This window comes from Aeromonas sp. FDAARGOS 1418, assembly GCF_019048585.1.
In the GTDB taxonomy this organism is placed as follows: domain Bacteria; phylum Pseudomonadota; class Gammaproteobacteria; order Enterobacterales; family Aeromonadaceae; genus Aeromonas; species Aeromonas caviae.
Map to the genome: position 1 here is coordinate 3,484,915 of NZ_CP077387.1, position 14,007 is coordinate 3,498,921.

Below are 14,007 nucleotides of genomic sequence, written 5' to 3' on the forward strand. Positions count from 1 at the left end.
CTCTTTTCATGGCGCACTTACGTGCGCATCCGTAAGCGCTACATGTTATATTTTTCACGCCAATGAAGACCATCATTAGGTGTTTATATGTCCGAGCATGACTATTTTTGATGAGTGAAGATTGAGAATATTACCGCGAGAAACCATCATCTTTTGATTTGTCTCTATTTATAAATGCAGCCATTCCTTTCCGCTTAACATTTGATTCCTCACTTGGCTCGACCACCATTATTGGTGTATTTGGCTGGATATAGCTTTTATTATCCGCAGACGGCACGCTGTGAGTCACTCTAATGTGGCTCAGGTCAGCATCAGCAGGACAACTCGGTAAACGTCCTCCTCTTGCTGATTTTCGATTTCCGTAACGATTAACTGAGGCTGTGGCCTGATGTCCCATCAAATAGGCAATTTGTACACGGTCCATTCCGGAGGCTTTGAGCTCTGAACCCAATTGATGACGCCAACTATAAAATGTAGGGAGATGATTGCGCTTCGGCCATAAATTTTTTCCTGCAATGCGAAGTTTATCTTGCAACGATTTAATATTGGCGAACTGTGCTTCTCTGACTATTGAGCTTAACCAGCGAGGGTCAACGCCTTCAAATTGCAGAGTCCTGTCTGCACCACGAATACCATCATGGCTCTTTTTTGCCCCAACAATACGTACTTTATCGCCATTTACTGTAATGTCAGCAAGTTCAGCGGGCCTGATGCCCATGTAGGAAAATAGTATTATCGCAGCAACCATTCTTATATCATCCCGCGCTTTGAAATAATCGATCAGCGCGGTTTGGTCAGCAGGATTGATGCTCTTAACCCTGTTCTGCTTTTTCTTAACTGGAGTATTGCCACCTTGAGCCGTGACTGGATTACGTAATCCCATAATGCGCTCAGCGGCCTCGACATAACCCAGATTTTTTTGATGATAGACAAGTGCTCCACGCAGGCGACGCCAGTAGTCAGGACGATATTCAGGCGCGCAGGCCAACAGCTCATCTGAAATGTTTTTAGCTGTAACCTTGATGTTTTTTCTTTCAAGGCGAAGATAGAAATGTTTTGCCAACCTTTCGTATTCTAGTTTTGTTTTTTCTGTAGCCATTTTTATTCCTTAGGCTCTTAACGGCCCTTATTTAACGTATTATCGAATCAATAATATATCGATATGAATCACAGTAGTTATCGCTAATCTGATTGAGAATGCGGTTCACCAACATGTATGTTTTTCATTGATTGAGCAACCAGCCCTAATAAATATTGCTGAATTTGTGGGTCGGCAATTAATTTAGTCATGTCCAGTTTTGAGTTGTTGGCCGGAACCAAAGCCTGCATCTCATTAAGGCGGAAACAACGAGCAAGAGCGTTTTCGGCTAATGTTTTGAAATCCGCAGCATCCTCAACTAACCATTTTCCATAATGACGCCTGATCATTGCGGTACTTGTATGCCCCATCTGTTTGGCAATCCATTCGATATTAACACCTGCGGACAACAGTTGACTGGCATAGGTATGTCTAAATTGTGATGGCCCTCGGTAGGCAACCCCCGCTGTGGCACAAAACGGCTCAAAAAAATCCTCTCTGAATTCATCGACGCTGGTGTATTGACGTCGCTTATCCGGATAATAGGCTAATAAAGTCCGGCGCAGTTTGATCCGTGTACGATTGTCAGCACACATGACCGAAATCGCTTTCTCTTTGCGATGCCTAGCATGCTCCAGAAGAGTGCGTAGTGCCTGCACTGCGGGGACAGTCAACTCGACTGTTCGGCAGGAGCTTTTGGTTTTAGGCGTTTTATAGCAACCATCTACCAAGGCCAGATCAACACGCAGTGTGCGTTTATCCAGGTCGATAGCCTCACGGCTAATTGCCAACAATTCGCTGATCCGCAGTCCAGTGGAAATACCAACCTGAATTATTGCTGCACCAATAGGGTTGATATGTTGATGTGCAATAAATAACTGGATCTCTGATTGCAAGAATGGCTGAGGCTCGACCACCTCAAATCGACAATTTTTAACATGACACATCGGATTGATTTTTATAATGCCATCTCGATAGGCCCTGTTAAATACCTGTCGCATAATGTCAATATACTGATTGACCGTGTTGCCTTTGAGGCGTTTTAGCAGTTTGGCAATATAGATTTCGATGTCAGTTGCATTAATGTCAATCAGCTTCTTTTTTCCCCATTTACGGATAAGCTGCATGGACTTTCTACACAAAATATCATGGGTTGCGTCTGATACCTGTCGGTATTTTATGTTCAGGTGTTCCTCTACTGCGGTTTTGAACGTTTTTTCACGAGGATCTGATTTTAGATTTTTGTTGTTTTTCATGTGCGCCCTGTTTTTATTATTATAATTTCGCGCAGGATTACACTCAGTAAAAACCAAGTCAAATAAAAAGTGAAACCTAACAAAAACTAATTTAATGTCAACCTTCAATATATTTGAAATAAATAAATTGTCAAATTAATGACCAGTAACATCAGAAGCCAGTCACGCTATTTTAATGATGAAAATCAACATGTTACCTTGCCAGGTGAGCACGTGAGTGGGTATACCTCACCCACTCAAATGCCTATTTCGCCTGATATTCGAAAATCGACTAAATCGCTGGGGATTAACTCGATTTTTTCTCGCAGCAACGCAATACCTAGTCGCTTGCCGTAGCGCCCAAACGTCAGGCCATTTTTACTGTGTCCCGCAAGTTCGGCCACAATATGCTCAGCAACGTCCGCCTGTTGCAGCTCATCGATAAACGAGTGTCTCATCCCGTAAATGGTGGGGCGGCCCTGACCTACGATGCCAGCATCATTGAGGTGGCGTTGGAAGCGACAGGTGATGTTATGCGCCCAGTCATCGTCTTTGCCTGATGGTTTGTCGTCGAACAAAAATACCTGCCCCTGACCGCGACGACTCTCCACATAGTCCAGGAATTGATGTCCGATCAACGCACTATGTAGCGGCACGGTACGGTACGCATTGGCACTCTTGAGCTGCTGATCCACCTCTCCCGCATCAACCATCAGACACCAAATCCCCTCGACCTGTTTTACGTTCAGAGTTTTGAGCTGACAGGCCTCAGAGGGACGCAGCCCTGCGTACAGGCACAAAAGCGGTACCCACCAGTCTTGCATTTTCAATTTTTGGCCTTTCTGGGATTGTTTGCTGCGCAGGCTGGCAAACAGTTGGGCCAGTTGAGGGCGATGCCAGCGCACTCGCTCTTCATCCGCCCGTTTGTTCGGTCTTTTACCTGCCGTCAGCCCATCGAAAGGGTTACGACTGCAATAGTCCAGTGCCACGCACCAACGGAAGAACTGTTTCAGGGCGGCGAGGTAATCCCCTTTGGTTTTGAAACTGAGGTTGGTCTTGCGCAGCAAGATGTTGCGGTACTCCTGCGCCAAGGTTGGGGTCACCTGATCGGCTTTGACCCCTTTGGCCCAGGTGACGAAGGCGTTGATCCGAAGTTGGAGCTGGCCCACCGACCTATGCTGGATCCCCTCACTGGTTTTAGTCTCGATGAATTTCGCCAATGCGTGGGTGAGCATGATCCCACTGCTGGGGCAAGCTGAGGCATCAACAGAAGGTTCACGAGGTGTGGAAGGTGTTTGAGGAGGGATGAACCCAGCAGCTTTGAAAGCGTCAAGATCGGCGCGGATCCAGCGATAGAAACTGCGAGGGGAAGTATCAGCAGGGGTAGCCGCGATAAGTGCGCGAGTACGAGCTGCCACAGCCAGGTTTCGGTCTACAGCGAGCTGACGATCTTTGGTGCAAAGGGAAGTACGGATAGCGAAGGGCAAGCCACGGTCACGTAGTGACTTAGGCAGCGGGAGACGAGTGTAGTAGGTGCCGGAGGCATTTTTACTCAGATACATGATTGTTCCACCCAGTTGATCCAGGAAAAAAATCACGTAAGTCTAGAAATGAAAAAACCCGTTGAAATTCAACGGGTTATATTTGGCGGTGAGGGAGGGATTCGAACCCTCGATACGTTGCCGTATACACACTTTCCAGGCGTGCTCCTTCAGCCACTCGGACACCTCACCAAATTTTTACTTCTTTGAAGTGGCTTTCGGAGCACGTAAACGTGCATCTTGCCGACTTCGTCGGTGGGCAGCCACTCGGACACCGCACCCAATTTTGGTCTGTGCTTTAACGTGTTCAGCCAACACGAATTCGCTGCGCCGTTGCGCTGGAACGGGGCGTAATGTAAGGGATAGGCGCGAGGCGGTCAATGCAATTTTTTATCTTTTGCCACTGTTTGCTCAATAAGCGAACCAAGTGACTAAAAATATGCCATTTCCTATCCCTTTCCATCAATTTTCAACCTCTTCGTGCAAATGTTCTCCTCGAATCGCCTCTTCCAGCGAACCGTAGAACTCCAGCTCTCCCGGCACCGGACGTACCTTGGCCCGCGCCAGGGTCTTGAGGGGCTGGAATTGCAATTCAGCCACCTTGAGACGGACCCCCGCCTTGGCCATGCGTTTTGCGAACTGCTGGAAGGCGGTGAGACCGCCAGCATCCAGGATGGAGACCGCCTCCATTTGCAGGATCAACTCCTTGTGGTCCTTCACCTGGGCAAGCAACTCGTCAAAGACCCGCTCGGCGGCGGCAAAGAACAGTGGCCCGTTGATCTTGTAGACAAGGGTCGAGGGGGACACCTCGCTGGCATAGCGTTTGTGATCCGCCAGGTTGTGCAGCCTGGTCATCTTGGCTATCTCGCGCATGAACAGCAAAGAGGCCAGGATCACCCCGAAGGTGATGGCGATGACCATGTCGAAGATGACGGTCAGCGACAGGCAGACCAGCAGCACCAGTACATCGGATTTGGGCGCCCGGCGCACCAGATCCACCACCTTGTGGGCCTCGCTCATGTTCCAGGCCACCAGCAGCAACAGGGCGGCCATGGCAGAGAGCGGCAACCAGGAGAGCCAGGGAGCCAGCACCAGGATGGCCGCCAGCACCACCAGCGCATGGACAATACCGGAAATGGGAGAAGTGGCACCGGCCCGCACGTTGGCGGCGGAGCGCGCGATGGCGGCCGTCGCCGTGATGCCACCGAAGAAGGGGGCCAGGATGTTGCCAATGCCCTGCCCCACCAGCTCGCCGTTGGAGCTGTGCTTGCGACCCGTCATGCCATCGAGCACCACGGCGCAGAGCAGGGATTCGATGGCCCCCAGCATGGCCATGGAGAAGGCGGCGGGCAGCAGCCGCTCGATGGCGGCGAGGTTCCACTCCACCGGCGCCCCGTCCGGCCCCGGCAGCGCCCAGGGCATCACCAGGGTCGGCGCGATGGGGGGAATACCCATGCCCTGACTGCCGTCGGCCAGGGTATAGCTGAACTTGCTGCCGATGGTGGCGACGTCCACCCCGAACTGGTGCAGACCAAACCCGAGCCCCACCCCCACCAGCACGGCGGGCAGATGGCCGGGTACCGGCAGGCGCAATCTCGGCCAGAGCAGCAACACCGCCAGGGTTGCCACACCCACCAGGGTGTCTCCCCATTGCCAGCTTGGCAAGGCATGGGCCAGCGCCTGTACCTTGCCCAGATAGGTTTCCGGCATCTCCAGGGCCTGCAGGCCGAAGAAATCCTTGATCTGCAGGGTGGCGATGACGATGGCGATACCACCGGTGAACCCCAGGGTCACCGAGGGGGGAATGTACTCGATGAGGCGCCCGAGACGCGCCATGCCCATGGCCACCAGGAAACAGCCCGAGATGAGGGTCGCCATCAAGAGACCCCCCACGCCAAATTGCTGGGCCACCGGGTAGAGGATCACCACGAAGGCGGCAGTGGGGCCCGAAATGGAGAAGCGGGATCCCCCGGTCACGGCGATGACGATGCCGGCGATGATGGCGGTATAAAGCCCGTGCTGGGGCGGCACCCCACTGGCGATGGCCAGCGCCATGGCAAGGGGAATGGCGATGATGCCGACCGTGATGCCGGCGATGAGGTCGCGGCCAAAGCGCGCCACGCTGTAGGGTTCGTCAATGCAGGATTGGCGCAATGCGATGGCCAGCTTCACGCCTTGTAAGGAAGCTTGATTGTGCATGTCTAGGGTAATACCAGAAGAGGGAGACAAAGGCCGGGGTGAACCGGCACCCGATCATCATCAAGGGCCGGCAGAGCTGTCGACGCGGCGATGGTATCGAAGGCAACCATACCCGACCCGGCCAGATAATTCGATGGGCAGGATCAAGAAATGGCCATGAGCGCGCAATATTGTCGGTGACACCCCGAATATCAACGCCGTTTCCCGCCACGGCAGGTTTCCCCGGGCACGGTACTCTGCGGATGAACGACACCACGCCTCCTCCTGGCAGTATGCGGGAATCAGGATACCAAGCAGGCACAACCCGACCGAAGGCGCGATCTCAAGCTCCTGATTGTGCTGAAAATAGTCCGCGTTGCCCAAGTTTTGGGCAAACGGGCCAAAAAGCCATTTTTTACGCCGACAGGCGGGTTGACACCCGGGAGATGGGCCATTAATATCCGCCCCGTCTCGACGAGACAGGCTATTCCTCCTTAGTTCAGTCGGTAGAACGGCGGACTGTTAATCCGTATGTCACTGGTTCAAGTCCAGTAGGAGGAGCCAATTCCCTCGTAGTTCAGTCGGTAGAACGGCGGACTGTTAATCCGTATGTCACAGGTTCAAGTCCTGTCGAGGGAGCCACATTTTAAAGCCCAGCCTTTTGGCTGGGCTTTTTCATATCTGCTCTTCCGGGCCTGTCCACGGCCCCCCTGCCCGATGGCGCGCCAAACCGCCACCTGCTTGCTTTCCTGATTCCCCATGGCCTTCGATGACGACCCTTACTCGTCCCTAGGCGCGTCACCAGGGTGTCACAGAGATCCCAAAGACTATGATTGATTCGAAAAGGACCATTTGGATCTACCCAGTCAAGGAGCCATCATGTCACACCCTGCTTCACTGGCCAGTCGCCTGCATGCCCTGGCACTCAATGACACCCTGTTCCCCGATCTCCATCATCTCGAGAAGGCACAACGGACCCGGGCCATCTACCGGATTTTCCACACTGTCGCCAGCACGGCTGCACTCGGGCAAGAGGATATCGTTGACGACCTGGCCCCCCTCCTCACCCTGATGGAGTCTCCCTGCCTGACCCGGCAAGGGGGGCTCTGCCCCTTGCTGGCCAGTCATTACAATCTCTATCTCGGCACGCTGCTGGAGCTGGGGGATCGGCACCATCCGGAGATCATCGGTCAGATTGAGGAGGCTCTGGCCCTGCGCACTCACGGGCTCTATCTGGTCACCGAGCTCGGTTGTGGCAACAATGCCATGAGCATGGCAACCGAAGTCCGCTACGACTGTGCCACTGACGGTTTTATCCTCCATACCCCCCATCGGCATGCCGCCAAGTTCATGCCCTACATCGCCCTGGAAGGGCAACCCAAGAGCAGCGTGGTGATGGCCAGATTGTGGGTCGGCGAGCAAGACTGCGGCATTCATCCCTTTCTGGTGCCCTGCCGGGACGCCCGTGGCGCACTGTGTCAGGGGGTCAGCGTCTCCAGCCCGGACGTGCTCGACCTCCCCTACTTCGACGTGGTGGATCACGCCATCATCACCTTCGAGCAGGTGGCGCTCCCCCGCAGGGCATGGCTCAGGGGTCATGAGCACGACATCAGTGCTGGGGGCATCTTTCACTCTCGTCTTGCCAGCCAACGCGACATTTTCTTCAGCTCCCTGCGCCGTGTTGAATGGGGAAAACTGGTGCTGACCGCCACCCTGATCCCCGGCTTGAAACTGAGCCTCGCACTGGCCATTCACTACGCGCAGCATCGACCGCTGCACGCCCACAACGGGCGGGTCATACCGCTGGCGCACCATGCCCTGCACCGCCGGATACTGACTCGTGCCTATGTGACGGGGCTGGCCGCCATGGCGCTGTATGAAGGGATAAAACAGCGACATTTGCCGGATGGACGGCACTCCTCCCGCTTTCAGACCGACGCAGGCCTGGTCAAGGCCGTCGCCGTCGAACTGATGCGAACCTCCCTGCAACATTGCATGCAGCGGTGTGGTGCCCAGGGAAAATTCCTGCGAAATCGCATCGCTCCTACCCTGCAACTGTGCGATCTGGTCGGCACCGCCGAGGGAGACAGCATGCCCGTCCTGATGAAGGTGGCGAAGGATATTCTGGCCTGGCCTGATGAATCCCTGGATGACGGCACACCCCTGGGCCAACTGCTGCTGCGGATGCGCCGACAGATGAATCAGCAACTGGCCGACGCGACGGACAAACTGGCCGCCTGGCACGACCTCGGCTGCGAGGCGGCCCGCCTCGGCTGGCTTGCTGGCAACCTGGAAGCCTTGCGTCACCTGGGGAGCAGGGACGACATCCGCACGGCCTGCCGGGAGCAGCTCATGCTCGATTATGCTCCCCAGCTCCTGCATCACGGGCTTTGCAGCCCCGCCGAGATTGCCGCCCTGCCCGCACGGCAGGAAGCCACGCTGGATCATGTCTGGGAACATCACGCCGCCCGCGTGCCGGACGAGTTTGACGTTCGTGACCTCATGGCCGCGACGCCGCTGGGCAGCCCGGACCTGGCTTCGGCCTGGTTTGCCCTGGCCCCGTCCCTGCATGATCCCCATCCAGAAGGTTGAACGTTGGGGCCAGCAGGCCGCCCCTCCACTCCCGGTGCCTGAATCACCCCAAGCCCGGCCATCGGTCGGGTTCTTTCTTATCCCCCTGCCCCACCTCGGGGCAAGGGCGCTCGCCTTCCGCCCCCGCATCCCGATGCGCCCGTCCCTTGCCCTCATGGCCTGTTGCCACAAGATGGCGCAGGCTTACCCTCTATGGGGTACCACTCTGGTGCGCCCTGCCTTGCCCCTTGATGACATAAAAGTCATCCATATGATTTTTCAATAAAAAATTACTGACACTGGCCTCGATAGCGACTCAATTGGCTGGCACAGCCCTTGCACTTTGTGATGTACGCAGGGACGTCACAAGGAGTTGCCTATGCTGCCTATCAAGCCCCCCGGACCCGGTTGTTACGACGAGATGCTGCTCACCGACAACCAGTTTCGCGATCATTACCACGCCTACCTCTCGTGGCTGCACCAGACCGACGAGAAGAGCATAGAGCGCAAGCGTGAAGAGGCCGACCTGCTGTTTCGCCGGGTCGGCATCACCTTCAACGTCTACGGGGATGGGGACGGCGCCGAGCGCCTCATCCCGTTCGACAGCATTCCCCGCATCATTCCCGCCCGGGAGTGGCAACATCTGGACAAGGGGATCCGCCAGCGCGTCACCGCCCTCAATGCCTTTCTGCACGACATCTATCACGATCAGCGCATCCTGAAGGCGGGGGTGATCCCGGCCGCCCAGATCCTCACCAATGCCCAGTACCAGCCCTGCATGCAGGGGGTCGACCTGCACCGGGACACCTATGTCCACATCACCGGGGTCGACATCATCCGCAACCACGACGGTGAGTACTATGTGCTGGAGGACAACCTGCGCACCCCCTCCGGGGTCTCCTACATGCTGGAGAACCGCAAGATGATGATGCGCCTCTTCCCGGAGCTGTTTCACAACCAGCCCATCGCCCCGGTGGAGCGCTACCCGGCCCTGTTGCTGCAGACCCTGCGCGAGAGCAGCCCGGTGGACAACCCCTGCGTGGTGGTGATGACCCCGGGACGCTTCAACAGCGCCTACTTCGAGCACAGCTTCCTCGCCCAGCAGATGGGGGTGGAGCTGGTGGAGAGCGCGGATCTGGTGGTCAAGGATGGCCAGGTGCTGATGCGCACCACCACGGGGCTGAAAAGGGTAGATGTCATCTATCGCCGCATCGACGACGACTTCCTCGATCCCCTCGCCTTCAACCCGGACTCCCTCATCGGCGTGCCCGGGCTGCTCTCGGTCTACCGCGCCGGCGGCGTGGTGCTGGCCAATGCCATCGGCACCGGGGTGGCGGATGACAAGTCCATCTACCCCTATGTGCCGGAGATGATCCGCTTCTATCTGGGGGAAGATCCCATTCTCAACAACGTGCCCACCTGGCAGTGCCGCGAGCCGGCTGCCCTCTCCCACGTGCTGGCCAATCTGGAGGAGCTGGTGGTCAAGGAGGTCCATGGCGCCGGCGGATACGGCATGCTAATCGGCCCCTGCGCCAGTCGCGAGGAGCTGGCCCGTTTTCGCGAGCTGCTCAAGGCGCGGCCGGACAACTACATCGCCCAGCCGACCCTCTCCCTCTCCACCTGCCCGACCTTCGTCGACGCCGGCATCGCCCCTCGCCACATCGATCTGCGCCCCTTCGTTCTCACGGGGCAGGAGCTGCGCCTGGTACCGGGCGGCCTGACCCGGGTCGCCCTCACCGAAGGCTCCCTGGTGGTCAACTCCTCCCAGGGTGGTGGCACCAAGGACACCTGGGTCATGGAGGGCAGCCCATGCTGAGCCGCACCGCAAGCGAACTTTACTGGATGTCCCGCCACCTGGAGCGGGCGGAGAACACGGCGCGCATGCTGGACGTCACCCAGACCATGTCGCTGATGCCCTCCATCGACGCCGATCACAGCGAGCTGGTGGCGCCTCTCACCATCAGCGGCACCCATGAGCCCTTCCTGGCCCGCTACGGCCAGGTGAACATGGAGAACCTGCTGCAATTTTTCTGCTTCGATGAGGAGAACCCGAGCAGCATCTTCAGCTGTCTGCGCATGGCCAGGGACAACGCCCACGCCGTGCGGGGCAAGATCCCCGGTGAGGTGTGGGAGAGCATCAACGCCGCCTGGATAGAGATCCGCCGGCGCCGCCAGGCGGGGCTCTCCAGCGGCCAGGCCCAGGAGTTCTTCGACTGGATCAAGGAACGCTCCCACCAGTTTCGCGGCGCCACCTATGGCACCATCATGCGCGGTGACGTGCTCTGGTTCCTGCGCCTTGGCACCTTCATCGAGCGGGCCGACAACACGGCACGCATCCTGACCGTGAAGTATCAGGTGATCCGGGAGGACGAGGACAGCGTTCGCGAGTTCTACCGCTGGAACGCCCTGTTGCGGTCAGTGGGTGCTTACGAGGCCCACCAGACCCTCTACAAGACGCTCTCCCATGCCTCCATCGCCGAGCTGCTGATCCTGCGCAATGAAGTGCCGCGCTCCCTGCGGGCCTGTCTCGACGAGATGGAGCTGATCCTGGCCCAGATCGAGGGCAACGCCGGTCAGACGCCCCGGCGCCTGACCACCATACTCAACGCCCATCTGACCTATGGCGCCATCGACGATGTCTTTGCCCTCGGCATGCAGGCGTACCTGAGTGATTTCCTCAGCGACATCGGCGCCATAGGCCAGAGCATCCACGCCGCCTACCTGGAGGTATTATGAGACTCATCATCGATCACCAGACCCGCTACCACTATGCCGACGTGGTGCGCCGCAGCACCCAGTACCTGCGCCTGACCCCCCACAGCACGGCCCGCCAGCAGATCCTCTCCTGGGAGCTGGAGCTGCCGGGGGAGGCCACCTGCACCACGGACGGTTACGGCAACATACTGCACGTGCTGAGCCTGGAGTCCCCCCACGAGGGGATCCTGATCCGCGCCCACGGGGAGGTGGAGATCTGCGACGACGCCCCGGAAGATGAGGAGTCCTCCCTCATCTCTCCCCTGAGCTACCTGAGGCCCACCCCCCTCACCCGCCCGACCCCGGCCCTGCAGGATCTCGCGAAGGCCTGCCTGCCAGAGGAGCCGACCCTGGCCGACTTGCAGAGCCTGATGGCACGCATCCTGGTGCTGATGCCCTATCAGCCCGGCAGCACGGATGCCACCTTCAGCGCCGACGAGGCCCTTGCTTCGGGCAGCGGCGTCTGTCAGGACCACACCCATGTCTTCCTGACCTGCTGCCGCCACGCCGGCCTGCCGGCCCGGTACGTGAGCGGTTACCTCTACAGCCAGGACAACAGCCACGTGGCGATGCACGCCTGGGCCGAGGTGTGGATCGAGGAGCGCTGGCACACGTTCGACGTCACCAACCTCACCAGCTCCACCAGCGAGCACCTCAAGCTCGCGGTCGGCATGGATTATCTGGATGCCTGTCCGGTGCGCGGCGTGCGCTATGGCGGCGGGTGCGAACAGTTGCAGAGCCAGGCGCAGGTGACCCGCCTGGATGGACAGCAGCAATGAAGACCGGGAGAGTCCTGGCGGGAGTGCGGTCATGACCTATTGCGTCGCCATGTGCCTGCAAGACGGCATGGTGTTTGCGTCCGATTCGCGCACCAATGCGGGGGTGGATCACATCGCCACCTTCCGCAAATTGCACCTCTTCACCCGGGAGGACAGGGTGATAGTGCTGCAAAGCGCGGGCAATCTGGCCACCACCCAGAGCGTCATCAGCCTGCTGACGGAGGGGCAGGAGCTCCTTGCCCTCCCCAGCCTCTACGAGGCTGCCGCCCTCATCGGCCAGACCATACGCACCGTCATCAGCCGGGATGGGGGTCAGCAGCAGGGCCATATCAACTTCGGCTGCAACATCCTGCTGGGGGGGCAGATCCGGGGGGAGCGCCACCGCCTGTTCCACATCTATCCGGAGGGCAACTTCATCGAGGCGAGCGCCGACACCCCCTACTTCCAGATTGGTGAGAGCAAGTACGGCAAACCCATCATCGATCGCATCATTCACCATGAGACGCCGCTTCAGACCGCATTGCAGTGCGCCCTCATCTCCATCGACTCGACCCTGCGCAGCAATCTGTCGGTGGGCTTGCCCCTGGATGCCCTGGTCTATCACGAGGGCAGCTTCTCGGCGACGAACCAGCACCGCATCACCGAACAGAATCCCCATTTCGTGGCGCTGCGAAAGGCCTGGGGCGAGGGGTTGCAGCAGTTGTTCCAGGGCCTTCCCACCTTCCCCCTCTAGGCCGGGCGGGAGGCGCCAAGGCGCTTTTCCGCTCCTTTCTTTCCGGATATTCTGGCTGCCTTCCTTTTCGATGGAGTTTCCCATGCGCCGCTTCAACGTCATGCTCAACGGCAGCCGGTTGATGATGTTCCCCTTCTATGTCTGCATCCTTATCTGTGTCGCCCTCCTGATGGTGAAGTTCGCCATGCAGCTCTATGTGCTGTGCCGCGACATCATCGACATCCACTATCTGGATCTCATCACGGGGGTACTCACCCTGGTGGACTTCGTGCTGGTCGCCCAGATGCTGATCCTGGTGGCCATCTGCGGCTACGTGCAGTTCATCAAGACTCCGGAGCAGCGAGCAGCCCTTGGCGACAACTGGCTCAGCAAGATCAACTTCGCGTCCCTCAAACTCATCGTCATCAACTCCCTGGTGACCATCGCCGGCATCGAGGTACTCAAAGCCTTCCTCGACGACGGCACCGGCAACGAGATCGAGATGAAGTGGTCGGTCATCGTCTTCCTCGCCTTCTCGACCGCGGCACTTATCTATGCGGTGACCGAGCGGCTGGCGGAGCACAAATAGGGCCCGGCGCCATTCAGGGTCTATTCATCAAGAGCCGAATTGATAACTCTTTTCATTACCCTTACTGCATTGTAAACTTGCTCGCCCCGGGCTGAACCGCCCGGGAGCTGGAGCACCCATGACGAGTCTTTCCCTCTCACCACGACAATGCTGGCAATGGCTGGCCTATCACCATCAGGCGGCCGAGGGTGCCCTTTATCTGATGTTTTTCTCCGGTCTGCTGCTGTGGGAACCCCTGACACCGACCTGGTCCCTGGCGCGCTGGAACCTGTTTTTGCACGTCGCCCTCTCGCTCACCCTGTTCCCCTTGCTGTTTGGCGCCTTCTGGCTCTCCCATCGCAGCCTGCTGCGCAAGAGCCGCAAGCCTTTTCTGCGCACCACCGGGCGCATCATCGAAGCCTTGCTGCTGGTCTGTCTGGCAAGCGGAGTGGTGCTGGTGCTGCACGGCACCCCGGGGGACAGCCTCGGCAACCTTGCCAGCTGGGCCCACTGGCTGAGCGCCCTCGCGTTGACGCCCCTGGTGCTGCGCCACGCCTGGCGCTGGACCATCTTGAAATGGCGCACCTGATC

At 57.8% G+C, this 14,007-nt stretch carries 11 protein-coding genes and 3 tRNA genes; 9 read left to right on the forward strand and 5 right to left on the reverse strand.

Going from position 1 to position 14,007, the window contains the following annotated elements; genetic code table 11:
* Positions 1-130: 130 nt before the first annotated feature.
* The 5 genes from I6L48_RS16145 to dauA all read right to left on the reverse strand — a co-directional run bounded on the left by I6L48_RS16145 (position 131) and on the right by dauA (position 6,053).
* Positions 131-1,099: a site-specific integrase gene (locus tag I6L48_RS16145; protein WP_216987444.1), complete on the reverse strand. Its 969-nt coding sequence runs from the start codon at positions 1,097-1,099 to the stop codon at positions 131-133.
* An 83-nt stretch (positions 1,100-1,182) separates the two neighbouring features.
* Positions 1,183-2,334: a site-specific integrase gene (locus I6L48_RS16150; protein WP_216987445.1), complete on the reverse strand. Its 1,152-nt coding sequence runs from the start codon at positions 2,332-2,334 to the stop codon at positions 1,183-1,185.
* A gap of 236 nt (positions 2,335-2,570) precedes the next feature.
* Positions 2,571-3,875, reverse strand: coding sequence for a site-specific integrase (locus tag I6L48_RS16155; RefSeq protein ID WP_234921177.1), 1,305 nt, complete (start codon positions 3,873-3,875; stop codon positions 2,571-2,573).
* A gap of 83 nt (positions 3,876-3,958) precedes the next feature.
* Positions 3,959-4,046 (reverse strand) — tRNA-Ser (locus tag I6L48_RS16160).
* Positions 4,047-4,316: 270 nt separating this feature from the next.
* The gene (dauA, locus tag I6L48_RS16165; RefSeq protein WP_216987446.1) at positions 4,317-6,053 is read right to left on the reverse strand and encodes a C4-dicarboxylic acid transporter DauA; all 1,737 of its coding nucleotides are present in this window, start codon (positions 6,051-6,053) and stop codon (positions 4,317-4,319) included.
* A gap of 467 nt (positions 6,054-6,520) precedes the next feature.
* On the opposite strand from dauA, the gene I6L48_RS16170 reads away from it, so the two are divergent.
* The 9 genes from I6L48_RS16170 to I6L48_RS16210 all read left to right on the forward strand — a co-directional run bounded on the left by I6L48_RS16170 (position 6,521) and on the right by I6L48_RS16210 (position 14,005).
* A tRNA-Asn gene (locus I6L48_RS16170) sits at positions 6,521-6,596 on the forward strand.
* A 2-nt stretch (positions 6,597-6,598) separates the two neighbouring features.
* A tRNA-Asn gene (locus tag I6L48_RS16175) sits at positions 6,599-6,674 on the forward strand.
* Between the two features lie 237 nt (positions 6,675-6,911).
* Positions 6,912-8,624: a hypothetical protein gene (locus I6L48_RS16180; protein ID WP_216987447.1), complete on the forward strand. Its 1,713-nt coding sequence runs from the start codon at positions 6,912-6,914 to the stop codon at positions 8,622-8,624.
* A 358-nt stretch (positions 8,625-8,982) separates the two neighbouring features.
* Positions 8,983-10,419, forward strand: coding sequence for a circularly permuted type 2 ATP-grasp protein (locus tag I6L48_RS16185; protein ID WP_010674397.1), 1,437 nt, complete (start codon positions 8,983-8,985; stop codon positions 10,417-10,419).
* Positions 10,413-11,339 (forward strand): alpha-E domain-containing protein, encoded by a 927-nt coding sequence (locus I6L48_RS16190; protein WP_039038937.1) that lies wholly within the window; start codon positions 10,413-10,415, stop codon positions 11,337-11,339. Before I6L48_RS16185 ends, I6L48_RS16190 begins: the two co-directional genes overlap by 7 nt.
* Positions 11,336-12,136, forward strand: coding sequence for a transglutaminase family protein (locus I6L48_RS16195; protein ID WP_010674395.1), 801 nt, complete (start codon positions 11,336-11,338; stop codon positions 12,134-12,136). Before I6L48_RS16190 ends, I6L48_RS16195 begins: the two co-directional genes overlap by 4 nt.
* 31 nt (positions 12,137-12,167) lie before the next feature.
* The gene (locus tag I6L48_RS16200; RefSeq protein WP_010674394.1) at positions 12,168-12,869 is read left to right on the forward strand and encodes a peptidase; all 702 of its coding nucleotides are present in this window, start codon (positions 12,168-12,170) and stop codon (positions 12,867-12,869) included.
* A gap of 82 nt (positions 12,870-12,951) precedes the next feature.
* A complete protein-coding gene (locus I6L48_RS16205) occupies positions 12,952-13,437 on the forward strand; it encodes a YqhA family protein (protein WP_010674393.1) in 486 nt (161 codons plus the stop codon).
* Between the two features lie 118 nt (positions 13,438-13,555).
* The gene (locus tag I6L48_RS16210; RefSeq protein ID WP_201872401.1) at positions 13,556-14,005 is read left to right on the forward strand and encodes a hypothetical protein; all 450 of its coding nucleotides are present in this window, start codon (positions 13,556-13,558) and stop codon (positions 14,003-14,005) included.
* Positions 14,006-14,007 lie beyond the last annotated feature (2 nt).